The organism is Pseudomonas sp. MWU12-2345, assembly GCF_023242385.1.
Classification (GTDB): Bacteria; Pseudomonadota; Gammaproteobacteria; order Pseudomonadales; family Pseudomonadaceae; genus Aquipseudomonas; species Aquipseudomonas gingeri_D.
In genome coordinates this window covers 1-16,175 of the sequence record NZ_JALLJA010000021.1, presented here as the reverse complement: position 1 = coordinate 16,175, position 16,175 = coordinate 1, and the positions used below count along the sequence as shown (strand labels likewise).

Sequence of the window (16,175 nt, the reverse complement as noted above, 5' to 3'; positions counted from 1 at the left end):
CCAGCAAGCCGGCTCCTACAGTGGACCGCGCTGGGGCGTTACAGACGCAACAAGGTCTTCCAGGCACGGCTCTGGAACACCGCCAGCGCCTGCTGCACCCGGGCCTCCAGCACTTCATCGCTGATATCGGTCTCGGCCAGTTGCGCCAGCTTGTTCATTTCACCGAACAGGCGATCCAGCTCCGGCAACTCCAGCACGCCACGGGCCAGATGCAGCCATGCCTGGATACGCTCGATACGCGGCAGTTGTTCGGCGAGGTCTTCCGGTTGCTGCTGGTAGCGTCCCAGTTGCAACGAGGTGGCTTCTTCGGCCAGCAGCCGTGGCAACCAGTTCTGCAACTGGGCCGCGCCCTGGCGATTACCGCGGGTGGTGCGCTCGGCGGTCCAGCTACGGGCCAGCAACCAGCGCGAGGTGTTCAGCGAGAACAGGCCCCAGCGCACATCTTCCAGCTCTTCCAGGAACTGCTCCGGCGCGGCCTTGCGCACGTCTTCGTCTTCCTGGCCGGCGTGGACCAGTGGGCGCCAGTCTTCCAGCAACGCATCCAGGGCGCTGCGCAGTTCGCTGGTGGATTGCCGTGGCGCGGCCTGGCCGAGGCTGCCGAGCAGGGCGCGCAACTCGGTCAACTGCGCGACCCAGTCCTGCAGCAAGCGCCAGTGACCATTGAAGCGATATTGTTCGGCCAGTCGCTGGCTGCTGGCGAGCAAATGCCAGCCCAAGGCGGCGAACGCATCGTCCAGCGGCATCTCGGCGCTCAACTGCGGGGCCGGCAGGCTCAGCGAATAGCTGTTGGCGTCGAACAGGCGATAGCCGCGTTCGGCCTTGCTGATATCGCACGGCATCAGCGCCAGTTTCTCGGCCAGCTCGGCGGCCAGTTCCAGCAGTGCCGACGGGTCGCCTTCGCGCAATTCCAGTTCCAGCTCGCAGATTTCTTCTTTCTGCTTGCCGGCGATGACAAAGCCCAGGTCCAGGGCGGCTTCGATCACCACCTTGGCCTTGCCGCGACCCCAGGCGATTTCGGCGCGTTCGCGGACGAAATCGGTGGTGAAGATCGGCTTCAGGGTTTTCTTGTCCAGCTCGGCCAGCGCTTCGGGCCAGCATTCGCCGTCGAGTTTTTTCACATCGAGCTTGGCCTTGGCCAGGTGCCAGTCGTACTCGTTGCGTTCCGACAGACCGGCGACGCTCTGGCCGCGGGTCTTGAGGGTCTGGATCACTTCTTCGCCGTCACGGCGCAGGCGCAGGGCGACCTTGGCCTTGGCCAGGTCGCGCTCGGGGGTGTCGAAATACTGATTGGTCAGCTCGCGACGTTCCCAGCCACTTTTGTTGCGTTTTTTCAGCAGCGGGTGCTCGCGCAGGGCGGCGAGGGTTTCGCGGCTGACGCGGAGTTTGATTTCGGTTTCTTTCTGCATGGCCGGAAAATCCAGGATCGGGAGCGCAGCCGGGGAGAAGGGGGCTGCCTAGGCCGTGCAGTGTACAGGACAAGCGGGCGGCACGCGTCGCGGCGGTTTATTCCAGTCGCCGGATGGCTCTATGATGAGCTTCGCCTTGGAGTTCGGGAGTCAGCGTCATGCCGTTGCCGTCGATGAAAGATCAATTCGCTGCGCTGGTTGCCGCGCCGTCGGTCAGCTGTACCCAGCCGAGCCTGGATCAGTCCAACCGTCCGGTGATCGACCTGCTGGCGACCTGGCTCGGCGACCTGGGTTTCAGCTGCGATATCCAGCAGGTCAGCCCCGGCAAGTTCAACCTGCTCGCCAGCTTCGGCAGCGGCCCCGGCGGCCTGGTGCTGGCCGGGCACAGCGACACCGTACCGTTCGATGGCGCGCTGTGGCAGACCGACCCGCTGAAACTGACCGAAGTCGATGGCCGCTGGGTCGGCCTGGGCAGTTGCGACATGAAGGGCTTTTTCGCCCTGGCCATTGAAGCGGTGATCCCGCTGCTCGAGCAACCGTTCAAGCAGCCGTTGCTGATCCTCGCCACCTGCGACGAAGAAAGCTCCATGTCCGGCGCCCGGGCCCTGGCCGAAGCCGGCCGGCCCCTCGGTCGCGCCGCAGTGATCGGCGAACCCACGGGCCTGAAGCCGATCCGCCTGCACAAGGGCGTGATGATGGAGCGCATCGAGATTCTCGGGCGCAGCGGCCACTCCTCCGACCCGAGCCTGGGCCATAGCGCCCTGGAGGCCATGCACGACGCCATCGGCGAGCTCAAGGGCCTGCGCTGGCAATGGCAGCGCGAATACAACAACCCGCAATTCAGCGTGCCCCAGCCGACCCTGAACTTCGGCTGCATCCACGGCGGCGACAACCCCAACCGCATCTGTGGCCAGTGCTCCCTGGAATTCGACCTGCGGCCCTTGCCGGGCATGGACCCGAGCGTGCTGCGGGCGGCGATTCGCGCCAAGCTCGAACCCCTGGCGCAACGGCACCAGGTGAAGATCGACTACGCACCGCTGTTTCCCGAAGTGCCGCCGTTCGAACAGGCCGCTGACTCGGAACTGGTCCAGGTCGCGGAAAAAATCACCGGTCATCGCGCCGAGGCAGTGGCATTCGGCACCGAAGCGCCTTATCTTCAGCGCCTTGGCTGCGAAACCCTGGTCCTGGGCCCTGGCGACATCGCGTGTGCGCATCAGCCGGGGGAATACCTCGAAATGTCACGTTTGCAGCCTACCGTGCATCTACTGCGTGAATTGATTCAACATTACTGCTTGAGCCCGGCCGCAACCTTGCGTTAAATGCGCGGCTCATTGATTTTTTCCTGGATACCAAGGAGAGCGCGCGTGTCGCCAAGCCTGTTCCGACGATAACCAACAGCCCGTTGTGCGTTTTGACGTTGCATCTATTTTCTATTGGCTGTTTTTTATACAGGTTCAGGTTTTATGCCCGATTACGTGAATTGGCTTCGCCATGCGTCTCCCTATATCAATGCCCATCGGGACTGCACCTTCGTGGTCATGCTCCCTGGCGACGGTATCGAGCACCCCAACTTCGGCAATATCGTCCACGACCTGGTGCTGCTCCACAGCCTGGGCGTGCGGCTGGTGCTGGTGCACGGCTCGCGTCCGCAGATCGAAAGCCGCCTGGCGGCCCGTGGCCTGACCCCGCATTACCACCACGGCATGCGGATTACCGATGCGGCGACCCTGGAATGCGTGATCGACGCCGTCGGCCAACTGCGGATCGCCATCGAGGCGCGCCTGTCCATGGACCTGGCCGCCTCGCCGATGCAGGGCTCGCGGCTGCGGGTGGCCGGCGGCAACCTGGTCACGGCGCGGCCGATCGGCGTGCTCGAAGGCGTCGACTATCACCACACCGGCGAAGTGCGCCGGGTCGACCGCCGGGGTATCAACCGCCTGCTGGACGAGCGCTCGATTGTCCTGCTGTCGCCGCTGGGTTATTCGCCTACCGGGGAAATCTTCAACCTGGCCTGCGAAGACGTGGCGACCCGTGCCGCCATCGACCTGGAGGCGGAAAAACTCCTGCTGTTCGGCGCCGATCACGGCCTGATCGATGAAAATGGCAAGCTGGTCCGCGAGCTGCGTCCGCAGCAGGTGCCCGCGCATCTGTTGCGCCTGGGCAACGATTACCAGGGCGAGCTGCTGGATGCGGCGGCGCAGGCCTGTCGTGGCGGTGTGGCGCGCAGCCATATCGTCAGTTATGCCGAGGATGGCGCGCTGTTGACCGAGCTGTTTACCCGTGACGGCGGCGGTACGCTGGTGGCCCAGGAGCAGTTCGAACTGGTGCGCGAGGCGGCTATTGAAGATGTCGGCGGTTTGCTCGACCTGATCAGCCCGCTGGAAGAGCAGGGCATCTTGGTGCGGCGTTCGCGGGAAGTGCTGGAGCGTGAGATCGAGCAGTTCAGCGTGGTTGAGCGCGAGGGGATGATCATTGCCTGTGCGGCGTTGTATCAGATTGCCGATTCAGAGGCGGGGGAGTTGGCGTGCCTGGCGGTGAACCCGGAGTATCGCCATGGCGGTCGCGGCGATGAGCTGTTGGAGCGGATTGAAGCGCGGGCGCGGGAGCAGGGATTGAAGACCTTGTTCGTGCTGACGACCCGTACGGCACACTGGTTCCGTGAGCGTGGCTTTGAGCCGAGCAGTGTGGAACGGCTGCCGAGCGCGCGGGCTTCGCTGTACAACTATCAGCGTAATTCGAAGATCTTCGAAAAAGCCCTCTGATCTTCATGAGCGGGTCTGGTCCTTGAGGTTTTTTGTCGGTCTCAAGGGCCTCTTCGCGGCGGTGCGGCGTCCCGACAAGCCCTGCTCCTACAGTACGTCGTCGACCACTGACCTTGTGTAGGACACGGAACTGTAGGAGCAGGGCTTGCCCGCGAAGGCGTCAATGAAGACGCCGCATCAATTACTGATTGCCAGAATACTCGCCTGGTACGACCCGACAAACACGTCGAAATCCCCCACCTCGTTCTGTTCCAGCTCAGCCTGTTGCACCAGGGATTTACGGGCCGCTTCCTCGAAGCCGGCCTGTTCTTCCTTGCTCAACGGCTGACTGCGGAAGAACTCGGCATGGGCCTGGCTCTGGCGCATCGAGAACTGCGCGAAGCTTTCCTTGTGCGCGGTCATGCTCGCCAACACCTGGGCCGATGGTGTCAGGGACGAATCCTTGACCTTGGCAAGCTGCTCGTCCAGCGCCTTGGCGTGACTATCACCACCATGGCTGCGGTCCAGCAACGCCGCCAGCGGCGCGATCTTCTCCAGCAACTCGTTGGCCCATTCCTTCAGGCCCACCGCCTCACCCCGACGCTGCAATTGCAGGCCCGGGCGCCGACCTTCCTTGACCACGCTGAGGAAGTTCGAGGTGGCATTGCCGCACTCGTTGTTTTCGAACAGCGGACTGTCGTTCAGCGCGCAATACAGCAGGAACGCATCGAGGAAACGCGCCTCGGTCAGATCGATACCGGTCGGCAGGAATGGGTTGATGTCCAGGCAGCGCGCCTCGACATACTGCACGCCACGGGCCATCAGCGCCTGGATCGGCCGCTCGCCGGTGTAGGTCACGCGTTTGGGGCGAATATTGGAGTAGTACTCGTTTTCGATCTGCAGGATGTTGGTGTTGAGCTGTACCCACTCACCATCCTTGTGTGTGCCAATCTCTACGTAAGGTGCGTAGGGAGTGGCCACCGCCTTGCGCAGGCTGTCGATGTAGCTGTCCAGGTCGTTGTAGCAGGGCGTCAGGCCGGCCTGGGCGTTGCTCTGGTAACCCAGGTCGCTCATGCGCAGGCTGGTGGCGTAGGGCAGGTACAGCGTATCGGCGTCGAACTGTTCCAGCGAATGGGCACGCCCGCGCAGGAAACCGGCGTCCAGGGCCGGCGATGCACCGAACAGGTACATCAGCAGCCAGCTGTATCGGCGGAAGTTGCGGATCATCGCGATGTAGGCCAGCGACTGGTAGTCGCGGTCCGTGCCGACGAAACCCTCTGCCTGCTTGAGCACGGGCCAGAGCTGTTCCGGCAGGGAGAAATTGTAGTGAATCCCGGCAATGCACTGCATGGTCTTGCCGTAGCGCAGGGCCAGGCCCTGGCGGTACACATACTTGAGCTTGCCGATATTCGAGGTGCCGTAATAGGCGATCGGAATATCTTCTTCCGCCGGCAACGGGCAAGGCATCGACGGGCTCCACAGGTACTCGTTGCCGAGCTTGCTGTAGGCAAAACGATGGATCTTGTCCAGGCTGGCCAGGGTGTCCGCCGGGTCGGCCAGGGCGGGAGTGATGAACTCCAGCAGCGACTCGGAATAGTCGGTGGTGATTTGTTCGTTGGTCAGTGCGGAGCCCAGCTCTTCGGGGTGCGGTGTCTGCGCCAGACGAGCAACGCCGGTGACGCGCAGGCATTCACGCTCGATGCCGTGCAGGCACTGTTCGAGCAGAGAGAGGTGGTCGCGCTCGCCGAGCAGAGCCAGGCGGCGGTTGAGAAGTTCGCTCAAGTTGGATTCCTTCACGCGTCGGTCGCCCCAATATGGGGGTGGGCAAGACGGTCTACAAGGGTGAAGTTGAGAACTGGCGTGGTCGCCTGGTAAATATCAGAAAACGCCGACACTTCCTCCCTGGGTCGGAGGCAGTGAAAGGGAAAACCCCGACACTGCTTTCACAGTGTCGAAATTAACCCAAATCGAGCCAGGGCGGCTAGAGAACAGCGAAGGTGCCTTGTGCTTTAGCGACAAGTTTGTCGCCTTGGCGCACTTCGGCTTCGACCACCAGGGTGCGGCGGCCGGGGTGGATGACCGTGGCGACGCACAACACTTCGCCCTCGGCCACCGCCCGCATGTAGTTGATCTTGCACTCGATGGTCACGCTGCGCTGGTCAAAACCATGGGAGCTGGAGCAGGCCAGTCCCATGGTGATGTCCACCAGGCTGAAAATCGCCCCGCCGTGCATCACGTTGCCGCGATTGCGCAGGTGCGGCTCCAGCGCCAGGGCCACCTCGGCAACACCGGTTTCCAGGCGTTGCAGGCGGCAGCCGAGCATCTCGCTGAAAGCGCTCTGGGTGAGGCCCTCAGGAATGTCCATCAGCGTTTCTTCAACTGTTTTGCGTTGGCGAACAGCGAAGCCATGGCATTGTTGCTTGGCGCGGCCGGGGTGCTTTCCTTGCGCGGCGCGCTGTTCTGCGACGGCCGTGGTGCCGAGCCCGGACGCGAGCCACGGGCCCCGTCGACTTTCTCGCCCGGGGTGTCGCTCATGCGCATCGACAGGCCGACGCGTTTGCGCGGGATATCGACTTCCATGACCTTGACCTTCACCACATCGCCGGCTTTCACCGCTTCACGGGGGTCCTTGATGAACTTCTCGGACAGCGCCGAAATGTGCACCAGGCCGTCCTGGTGTACGCCGATATCGACAAAGGCACCGAAGTTGGTGACGTTGGTCACCACGCCTTCGAGAATCATCCCCGGCTCCAGGTCCTTGAGGTCTTCGACGCCGTCCTGGAACGCTGCGGTCTTGAACTCGGGACGCGGGTCGCGGCCCGGCTTCTCCAATTCCTGGAGAATGTCGGTGACGGTGGGCAGGCCGAAGGTTTCATCGGTGAATTTCTTCGGGTCCAGGCGCTTGAGGAAGCTGGCGTCGCCGATCAGCGAACGGATGTCGCGGTCGGTTTCTGCGGCGATGCGCTGCACCAGCGGGTAGGCTTCCGGGTGCACGGCGGAGGAGTCCAGCGGATTGTCGCCGTTCATCACCCGCAGGAAGCCGGCGGCCTGCTCGAAGGTCTTCTCGCCCAGACGGGCGACTTTCTTCAGCGCGGCGCGGGTCTTGAACGCGCCGTTTTCATCGCGGTGGTTGACGATATTCTGTGCCAGGGTCGGGTTGAGGCCGGAAATCCGCGCCAGCAACGCCACCGAGGCGGTGTTCACGTCGACGCCGACGGCGTTCACGCAGTCTTCCACCACCGCATCCAGGCCACGGGCCAGCTTGAGCTGGGACACGTCGTGCTGGTACTGGCCGACACCGATGGATTTCGGGTCGATCTTCACCAGCTCGGCCAGCGGGTCCTGCAGGCGGCGGGCAATGGACACGGCGCCACGGATCGACACATCCAGGTCGGGGAATTCCTTGGAGGCCAGTTCAGAGGCCGAGTACACCGAGGCGCCGGCTTCGGACACCATGACCTTGGTCATCTTCATGGCCGGGTATTTCTTGATCAGCTCGGCGGCCAGCTTGTCGGTTTCGCGGCTGGCGGTGCCGTTGCCGATGGCGATCAGGTCCACCGAATGCTTGGCGCACAGGGCGGCGAGCACGGCGAGGGTCTGGTCCCACTTGTTGTGTGGCACGTGGGGGTAGACGGTGGCGTGGTCCAGCAGCTTGCCGGTGGAGTCCACCACCGCGACCTTGCAGCCGGTACGCAGGCCCGGGTCGAGGCCCAGGGTGGCGCGCGGGCCGGCCGGGGCGGCCAGCAGCAGGTCGTGCAGGTTGTGGGCGAACACATTGATCGCCTCGGTTTCCGCGCCGTCGCGCAGCTCGCCCAGCAGGTCGGTTTCCAGGTGGGTGTAGAGCTTGACCTTCCAGGTCCAGCGCACCACTTCGCCCAGCCATTTATCGGCGGGACGGTTCTGGTTCTGGATGCCGAACTGCTGGCCGATCATGCCTTCGCACGGGTGCATGCTGCCCGGCTGCTCGTCGCCGACCTTCAGCGCGGAGCTGAGGATGCCTTCGTTGCGGCCACGGAAAATCGCCAGGGCGCGGTGCGACGGCATGCTTTTCAGCGGCTCGTCGTGTTCGAAGTAGTCGCGGAACTTGGCACCTTCTTCTTCCTTGCCGGCGATGACCCGGGCACTCAGGGTGGCTTCCTGCTTGAGGTAGTTGCGCAGCTTGTCCAGCAGGCCGGCGTCTTCGGCGAAGCGTTCCATCAGGATGTACTTGGCGCCTTCCAGGGCCGCCTTCACGTCCGCTACGCCTTTTTCACCGTCGACGAAGCGCGCGGCTTCGACTTCCGGATTCAGCATCGGGTCGTTGAACAGGCCGTCCGCCAACTCGCCGAGGCCGGCTTCCAGGGCGATCTGGCCCTTGGTGCGGCGTTTCTGCTTGTACGGCAGGTAAAGGTCTTCGAGGCGGGTCTTGGTGTCGGCCAGCTTGATATCGCGGGCCAATTCCGGAGTCAGCTTGCCTTGCTCCTCGATGCTGGCGAGGATGCTGATGCGCCGTTCGTCGAGTTCTCGCAGGTAGCGCAGGCGCTCTTCCAGGTGACGCAGCTGGATGTCATCCAGGCTGCCGGTCACTTCCTTGCGGTAGCGCGCGATGAAGGGCACGGTGGAGCCCTCATCCAGTAGAGCGACGGCCGCTTCGACCTGTTGTGGGCGGACGCCGAGTTCTTCGGCGATGCGGCTGTTGATGCTGTCCATAAAACCACCTGACAAAGTGTGAAAGCAGACGCGTCGAGGCTCTCAAGCCATCGGGACGAATCTGGTTTGGGATCAAAAGGCAGCCTTGAGACCCATGAAATCAGCACATTGCTGTGTGCCTTGGAAAATAAAGAGCGGCACGCCACAGCAATGATCAGACGTTGCCTGAGACAAGAGGCGGCGCATTATAACCAGCGTTCCGGGCTTGCGGGGATTGTGCACCCGCGCTGTGCCTTTAGAGCGTTTACTGGTAGTTGAGGAAAAATCTGCTAACAATGCACCGGATACGGATAAGGGCCGCTGGGCCCATAATGCGTGCCGAGATCAAAGGAGCATCCAATGAGCAGCACTGCAAACCCTGCTGAAGGCGAAAAAATACTCATCGTTGATGACGATCCCGGGCTGAGCAGCCTGCTGGAACGTTTTTTCACCAGCAAGGGCTATCGCGCCCGCGCAGTGGCGAACACCGAACAGATGGACCGCCTGCTGTCCCGTGAAGTTTTCAACCTGGTGGTCCTCGACCTGATGCTGCCCGGCGAAGACGGCCTGACCGCCTGCCGTCGCCTGCGCGCGGCGAACAACCAGGTGCCGATCATCATGCTCACCGCCAAGGGCGATGAGCTGAGCCGGATCAAGGGCCTGGAGCTGGGCGCCGACGATTACCTGGCCAAACCCTTCAACCCCGATGAGCTGATGGCCCGGGTCAAGGCGGTGTTGCGTCGCCAGTCGGCACCGGTGCCGGGCGCACCGGGCAGCGAAGACGAGAGCGTGACCTTCGGTGACTACGAGCTGTCCCTGGCCACTCGCGAACTCAAGCGCGGCGAAGAAGTGCACATGCTCACCACCGGCGAGTTCGCCGTGCTCAAGGCGCTGGTCATGCATGCCCGCGAGCCGCTGACCCGCGACAAGCTGATGAACCTGGCCCGTGGTCGTGAATGGGATGCGCTGGAGCGTTCCATTGACGTGCAGATCTCCCGTCTGCGCCGCATGATCGAACCGGATCCGTCCAAGCCGCGCTATATCCAGACCGTCTGGGGCGTGGGTTACGTGTTCGTGCCGGACGGCGCCGCGACCAAGTGACGATGCCCGGTGCCTGTTGACGGGTGCCTGTTGATCGGTAGGAACGATTCGCCCGGGTAAACCCCGGGCGAGTCGCAATCCGCAATATGCGAGCCCGCCCGCTCGCCTCTGCAAAGTGTCCAGCGGCTGCCCATGAAAACCCCTCTCTGGTTCCCCCAAAGTTTCTTCGCCCGTACCCTCTGGCTGGTGCTGATCGTCGTGCTGTTCTCCAAGGCACTGACCCTGGTGTACCTGCTGATGAACGAAGACGTGCTGGTGGACCGTCAGTACAGTCACGGCGTGGCCCTGACCCTGCGTGCCTATTGGGCGGCGGACGAGGACGATCGCGACAAGATCGCCGATGCCGCCGGCTTGATCCGGGTGGTCAGCGGTGGGGTGCCGGAAGGTGAACAGCACTGGCCCTACAGTGAGATCTACCAGCGCCAGATGCAGGCCGAGTTGGGTGCCGACACCGAGGTGCGGTTGCGCATGCACTCGCCGCCGGCCCTCTGGGTGCGGGCGCCGAGCCTGGGTGCCGGCTGGCTGAAAGTGCCGCTGTATCCGCATCCGCTGCGCGGGCAGAAAATCTGGAGCGTGCTGGGCTGGTTCCTGGCCATCGGGCTGCTCTCCACCGCATCGGCGTGGATCTTTGTCAGTCAGCTCAACCAGCCGTTGAAGCGTCTGGTGGATGCCGCGCGGCAACTCGGCCAGGGGCGCAGCGTACGGCTGCCGATCAGTGATACCCCCAGCGAAATGACCGAGGTGTACCGGGCCTTCAACCAGATGGCCGAGGACGTCGAACAGGCGGGTCGAGAACGGGAGTTGATGCTGGCAGGTGTGTCCCATGACTTGCGTACGCCGTTGACGCGGCTGCGTCTGTCACTGGAGCTGATGGGCAGTCATGACGATCTCAGCGATGAGATGGTCCGGGATATCGAGGACATGGACGCCATCCTCGACCAGTTCCTCGCCTTTATCCGCGACGGTCGCGACGAGTCGGTGGAAGAGGTCGACCTGAGCGAGCTGGTGCGCGAAGTGGTGGCGCCCTATAACCAGAGCGAAGAGCGGGTACGCACGCGGTTGCAACCGATCCAGCCGTTCCCGTTGCGCCGGGTGTCGATGAAGCGGCTGTTGAATAACCTGATCGGCAACGCCTTGCACCATGCCGGCGAGGGCGTGGAAGTGGCGGCCTATGTTTCGGGCGACAGCAGCGCGCCGTACGTGGTACTGAGCGTCATGGACCGAGGGACGGGGATTGATCCGGCGGAGCTGGAAGGCATCTTCAATCCCTTCACCCGGGGCGACAAGGCCCGTGGCGGCAAGGGCACGGGCCTGGGGCTGGCGATTGTCAGGCGGATCGCCTCGATGCATGGCGGCAATGTCGAACTACGCAACCGCACCGGTGGCGGCCTGGAAGCGCGGGTTCGTTTGCCGCTGGGGTTGATGCTGCCTCGCGACGCGGTGTAGAAATCAGCCTTTACCCTTGGTCCGGGTCATGTTCGGGCCGCCGTTCTTCTCGATGTGCTCGATGATGATCCCGGCCACATCCTTGCCGGTGGTCACCTCGATGCCCTCAAGGCCAGGCGAGGAGTTCACCTCCATCACCAGCGGGCCGTGATTGGAGCGCAGGATATCCACCCCGGCCACGCTCAGGCCCATCACCTTGGCCGCGCGAATCGCGGTCATGCGTTCTTCCGGGGTGATCTTGATCAGGCTGGCGCTGCCGCCACGATGCAGGTTGGAGCGGAACTCCCCGGGCTTGGCCTGGCGCTTCATCGACGCAATCACCTTGTCGCCCACCACGAAGCAGCGGATATCGGCACCACCGGCTTCCTTGATGTACTCCTGGACCATGATGTCCTGCTTCAGGCCCATGAACGCCTCGATCACCGACTCCGCCGCCGTCGCCGTTTCGCACAGCACCACGCCGATACCCTGGGTGCCCTCGAGCACCTTGATCACCAGCGGTGCGCCGTTGACCATGGCGATCAGGTCGGGAATATCGTCCGGCGAGTGGGCAAAACCGGTCACCGGCAAGCCGATCCCGCGCCGCGACAGCAACTGCAGCGAACGCAGCTTGTCCCGCGAGCGAGCGATGGCCACCGACTCGTTGAGGGGAAACACCCCCATCATTTCGAACTGGCGCAGCACCGCGCAGCCATAAAAGGTCACCGAGGCGCCGATCCGCGGGATCACCGCATCGAAACCCTCCAGGGGCTTGCCGCGATAGTGGATCTGCGGCTTGTGGCTGGCGATGTTCATATAGGCTCGCAGGGTGTCGACCACCACCATCTCATGGCCGCGGGCAACGCCGGCCTCTACCAGGCGACGAGTGGAATACAGACGCGGGTTACGCGACAGCACAGCGATCTTCATGCAACACCTGTGGCAGAGGTAGTAGTGACCGGGAAAACCGGCTTGTCTTGAACGTATTTGTGCTCTGGATTGACCACCAACTGGCCATCGATCAGGGCTTTGGAACCGAGCAACAGGCGATAACGCATGGCTTTGCGGCAGGCGAGGGTGAACTGCACCTGCCAGACCCGGTCGCCCAGGGCCAGGGTGGTGGCGATCACATAACGCACCTGGGCATGGCCGTTGGAGCTCTTGATGGTCTTCATCGTCAGCAACGGCGCTTCGCAGCGGCGGTGACGCAATTGCACCACGCTGCCCAGGTGGGCGGTGAAACGCACCCACTTCTCACCGTCGCGCTCGAAGGGCTCGATTTCGGTGGCGTGCAGGCTGGAGGTGCTGGCACCGGTGTCGATTTTCGCCCGCAGGCCGGCGACTCCCAAATCCGGAAGCGCCACCCACTCGCGCAGACCCACAACAGTCAAATGGTCAAATGTCTTCAAAATGCTCAACCGGTGGAGAAAGGCGCTCTGGCTGCCCGGCAGCCGTAATTGCGGTATTCACGCAGAATATCGGGTAAATGGCGATAGTTATCTCTGCGACCTGTTTCAGGTCGTGAAATTACCCCCTGGATCACCTGGCATTCTAGACTGGCCAGGACCATTCAGCTTCGACGGCAACGGTAGTACAGTTCGACAATATTTCAGTTTGAGGAAGGACAGTGGCGCAGAAAGCGGAAGAGGACGACAAGGTTCGGTTGGACAAGTGGTTGTGGGCGGCGCGCTTCTATAAGACCCGTGCCCTGGCCAAGGCGGCGATTGAAAGCGGCAAGGTGCATTGTCGCGGCTTGCGCTGCAAGCCGGGCAAGGAGCCACGGGTGGGCGACGAGATCCAGATTCGCACCGGTTTCGACGAACGGACCGTGGTGGTGCAGGCGCTGTCGCTGGTCCGTCGCGGCGCTCCCGAAGCGCAGACGCTCTATGCTGAGACCGAGCAGAGCCTGGCCAAGCGCGAAGCCGCGGCGGCGCAACGCAAGGCCGGTGCGCTGGGCCTGACCACCGACGGCAAGCCGAGCAAGAAACAGCGACGCGATCTGTTCAAGTTTCGTGGCAGCGGCGCCGAATAGGGCGCAGCGCGTCGCCTCAGTCCTTGACTGAGCGCCATTCGCCCCCATGTTGCTTGGTACAAATCCCGTTTGTTCATAAAATGCTCACTTCCCTGGGCAGAACACCCCTATTCCTACTTCCAGAATTGATACCTATGTCAGACCTACCGGACACCGACTACACCCAGCGCTTCATCTTCGATGACAGCGACACCCGCGGCGAATTGGTGTCGCTGGAGCGCAGCTACGCCGAAGTACTGGCCAAGCACCCCTACCCGGAGCCTATCGCGCAACTGCTCGGCGAGCTGATGGCCGCCGCGTCGTTGCTGGTCGGTACCCTGAAGTTCGACGGCCTGCTGATTCTCCAGGCGCGTTCCGAAGGCCCGGTGCCGCTGCTGATGATCGAATGCTCCAGCGAGCGCGAGATCCGTGGTCTGGCTCGCTACGACGAGGCACTGATCCCGGCTGACGCGACCCTGGCCGACCTGATGCCCAATGGCGTCCTCGCCCTGACCGTCGATCCGACCCAGGGCCAGCGCTACCAGGGCATTGTCGACCTGGACGGCGAAACCCTGTCGGAGTGTTTCACCAACTACTTCGTCATGTCCCAGCAGGTCGGCACACGCTTCTGGCTCCACGCCGACGGTCGCCGTGCCCGTGGCATGCTGCTGCAACAACTGCCCGCCGACCACCTGCGCGAGCAGGAAGAGCGCGACGCCAGCTGGCAGCACCTGACCGCCATGGCCAGCACCCTGACCGCTGACGAGCTGCTGAGCCTGGACAACGAAACCGTCCTGCACCGCCTCTACCACGAAGAGGCCGTGCGCCTGTTCGACCTCCAGCCGCTGCGTTTCCATTGCAGCTGTTCGCGGGAGCGTTCGGGCAACGCGCTGGTCAGCCTGGGGCTGGAAGATGCGCAGCAACTGGTGGTCGAACACGGTGGCCATATCGAGGTCGATTGCCAGTTCTGCAACCAGCGTTACCTGTTCGACGCCGCCGATGTTTCGCAATTGTTCGCCGGTGCCGGCGTCGACACCCCGTCAGATACTCGTCACTAAAACGGTTCAGCGCAGGTAAATCTCCTGTCAAACGACAGAAAACGGGCGTTCTGACAGGAGGACCCTACTCTTTTTGGGCTTTTCTGGCATAATCCGGCCCACTTTTTTCGCGGTAGTAGTGCACGACTTTCTACTACAAAACGTTTGGAGCACTCGGCCAGTGGCCGACGGGGAATCTCATGACGCAAGCAAACAATGCCGTGTACACCGATCTGAGTGTTGACGATCTGGTAAAAGAAGCCCTGGCTCGTGGTGAAGGCGAACTCGCCGACACCGGCGCGCTGGTCGTGCGCACCGGTCACCGTACCGGTCGTTCGCCGGTCGACCGTTTTATCGTCGAAGAGCCTTCCACCCAGGACGCCATTGCCTGGGGCCCGATCAACCGCAAGTTCCCGGCCGACAAGTTCGATGCCCTGTGGAACCGCGTTGAAGCCTTTATCGGCGAGCGCGAGCGTTTTGTTTCCCACGTGCACGTCGGTTCCGACCCGGCGCACTACCTGCCGGTCAAGATGACCACCGGTACTGCCTGGCACAACCTGTTCGGCCGTTGCCTGTTCATCAACCCGGAAGCCGGCCAGTACAACGCCGGTGGCAAGGACGAGTGGCAAATCCTCAACGTGCCGGAGTTCGAGTGCGTGCCAGAGCGTGACGGCACCAACTCCGACGGCACCGTGATCCTCAACTTCGCGGCCAGGAAAGTCCTGATCGCCGGCATGCGTTACGCCGGCGAGATGAAAAAAGCCCTGTTCTCGGTGCAGAACTTCCTGCTGCCGGCCGTCGATGTACTGCCGATGCACTGCGCGGCCAACATGGGCGAAGAAGGCGACGTGACCCTGTTCTTCGGTCTGTCGGGCACCGGCAAGACCACCCTGTCGGCTGACGAAAGCCGTTACCTGATCGGTGACGACGAACACGGCTGGGGCGTGGGCGTGGTGTTCAACATCGAAGGCGGTTGCTATGCCAAGTGCATCGACCTGTCCGAGAAGAACGAGCCGGTGATCTGGAAAGCCATCCAGCACGGCGCCGTGCTGGAAAACGTCGTGCTGGACGCCAACAAGAAGGCCGACTACGCCGACGACAGCCTGACCCAGAACAGCCGTGCGGCCTACCCGCGCGAACTGATCGAAAAACGCGCACCGAAAAACCTCGGTGGCGAGCCAAACGCCGTGATCTTCCTGACCTGCGACCTGACCGGCGTACTGCCACCGGTGTCGATCCTCAGCGAAGAACAGGCCGCTTACCACTTCCTGTCCGGCTACACCGCTCTGGTGGGCTCGACTGAAATGGGTTCGGGCGCCGGCATCAAGTCGACCTTCTCCACCTGCTTCGGCGCGCCGTTCTTCCCGCGTCCGGCTGGCGAATACGCTGAACTGCTGATCAAGCGTATCCGTGGTTTCGGTTCCAAGGTCTACCTGGTCAACACCGGTTGGACCGGCGGCGGCTACGGCGTTGGCAAGCGCTTCAATATCCCGACGACTCGTGGCGTGATTGCCGCGATCCAGAGCGGCGCGTTGATTGGTGCCGAGACCGAGCACCTGGACACCATCAACCTGGACGTGCCATTGGCCGTACCGGGCGTCGAGACTGGCCTGTTGAACCCACGCAACACCTGGGCTGACAAGGCTGCCTACGACGAAGCGGCGAAAGCGCTGGCGGGTCTGTTCATCGAGAACTTCAAGAAGTTCGACGTGAGCGACGCGATCAAGGCGGCTGGGCCGAAGTTGTAATCGAGTCTGGTTATCCGCCTCAAGAAAACCGCCCTTCG

At 62.8% G+C, this 16,175-nt stretch carries 13 protein-coding genes; 7 read left to right on the top strand and 6 right to left on the bottom strand.

All coding sequences use genetic code 11. From position 1 onward, the window contains the following. Positions 1–38 precede the first annotated feature (38 nt). Positions 39–1,406: a CYTH domain-containing protein gene (locus tag M5C71_RS28870; protein WP_248769333.1), complete on the bottom strand. Its 1,368-nt coding sequence runs from the start codon at positions 1,404–1,406 to the stop codon at positions 39–41. 158 nt (positions 1,407–1,564) lie between these two features. On the opposite strand from M5C71_RS28870, the gene argE reads away from it, so the two are divergent. Together argE and argA are read left to right on the top strand one after the other, a co-directional pair. Next, on the top strand, positions 1,565–2,725 hold the full coding sequence (gene argE / locus M5C71_RS28865) for an acetylornithine deacetylase (RefSeq protein ID WP_103495538.1): 1,161 nt from the start codon (positions 1,565–1,567) through the stop codon (positions 2,723–2,725). 144 nt (positions 2,726–2,869) lie between these two features. Then, positions 2,870–4,168 carry an amino-acid N-acetyltransferase gene (gene argA / locus M5C71_RS28860; protein WP_103495539.1) on the top strand — a complete coding sequence of 433 codons (1,299 nt, stop codon included), beginning with the start codon at positions 2,870–2,872 and terminating at the stop codon, positions 4,166–4,168. Between the two features lie 177 nt (positions 4,169–4,345). Here the strand turns inward: argA and gshA are convergent, their stop codons facing one another. The 3 genes from gshA to M5C71_RS28845 form a co-directional block, all read right to left on the bottom strand. Further along, a complete protein-coding gene (gene gshA, locus M5C71_RS28855; protein WP_103499806.1) occupies positions 4,346–5,929 on the bottom strand; it encodes a glutamate--cysteine ligase in 1,584 nt (527 codons plus the stop codon). A gap of 199 nt (positions 5,930–6,128) precedes the next feature. After that, positions 6,129–6,512, bottom strand: coding sequence for a PaaI family thioesterase (locus tag M5C71_RS28850; RefSeq protein WP_103499807.1), 384 nt, complete (start codon positions 6,510–6,512; stop codon positions 6,129–6,131). Beyond that, complete coding sequence (locus M5C71_RS28845; protein ID WP_177100929.1) at positions 6,512–8,836, bottom strand: Tex family protein; 2,325 nt, start codon at positions 8,834–8,836, stop codon at positions 6,512–6,514. Before M5C71_RS28845 ends, M5C71_RS28850 begins: the two co-directional genes overlap by 1 nt. 339 nt (positions 8,837–9,175) lie before the next feature. Here M5C71_RS28845 and ompR point away from each other — a divergent pair, with 339 nt between their 5' ends. Both ompR and M5C71_RS28835 read left to right on the top strand, forming a co-directional pair. Continuing rightward, positions 9,176–9,916 (top strand): two-component system response regulator OmpR, encoded by a 741-nt coding sequence (gene ompR / locus M5C71_RS28840; RefSeq protein WP_100942051.1) that lies wholly within the window; start codon positions 9,176–9,178, stop codon positions 9,914–9,916. A 132-nt stretch (positions 9,917–10,048) separates the two neighbouring features. Continuing rightward, on the top strand, positions 10,049–11,362 hold the full coding sequence (locus M5C71_RS28835; protein WP_152736753.1) for an ATP-binding protein: 1,314 nt from the start codon (positions 10,049–10,051) through the stop codon (positions 11,360–11,362). A 3-nt stretch (positions 11,363–11,365) separates the two neighbouring features. Here M5C71_RS28835 and rimK read toward each other — a convergent pair whose 3' ends face one another. Together rimK and M5C71_RS28825 are read right to left on the bottom strand one after the other, a co-directional pair. Continuing rightward, positions 11,366–12,271 (bottom strand): 30S ribosomal protein S6--L-glutamate ligase, encoded by a 906-nt coding sequence (rimK, locus tag M5C71_RS28830; RefSeq protein WP_100942049.1) that lies wholly within the window; start codon positions 12,269–12,271, stop codon positions 11,366–11,368. Then, complete coding sequence (locus tag M5C71_RS28825; RefSeq protein ID WP_103497980.1) at positions 12,268–12,750, bottom strand: ATP-dependent zinc protease; 483 nt, start codon at positions 12,748–12,750, stop codon at positions 12,268–12,270. The genes rimK and M5C71_RS28825 overlap by 4 nt, the downstream gene beginning before the upstream one ends. Before the next feature lie 218 nt (positions 12,751–12,968). Here M5C71_RS28825 and M5C71_RS28820 point away from each other — a divergent pair, with 218 nt between their 5' ends. The 3 genes from M5C71_RS28820 to M5C71_RS28810 all read left to right on the top strand — a co-directional run bounded on the left by M5C71_RS28820 (position 12,969) and on the right by M5C71_RS28810 (position 16,137). Beyond that, positions 12,969–13,373, top strand: coding sequence for a S4 domain-containing protein (locus M5C71_RS28820; protein ID WP_248769332.1), 405 nt, complete (start codon positions 12,969–12,971; stop codon positions 13,371–13,373). 134 nt (positions 13,374–13,507) lie between these two features. Beyond that, positions 13,508–14,410, top strand: a complete 903-nt coding sequence (gene hslO / locus M5C71_RS28815; protein WP_248769331.1) for an Hsp33 family molecular chaperone HslO — start codon at positions 13,508–13,510, stop codon at positions 14,408–14,410. Positions 14,411–14,589: 179 nt separating this feature from the next. After that, positions 14,590–16,137: a phosphoenolpyruvate carboxykinase gene (locus tag M5C71_RS28810; RefSeq protein WP_177100931.1), complete on the top strand. Its 1,548-nt coding sequence runs from the start codon at positions 14,590–14,592 to the stop codon at positions 16,135–16,137. Positions 16,138–16,175 lie beyond the last annotated feature (38 nt).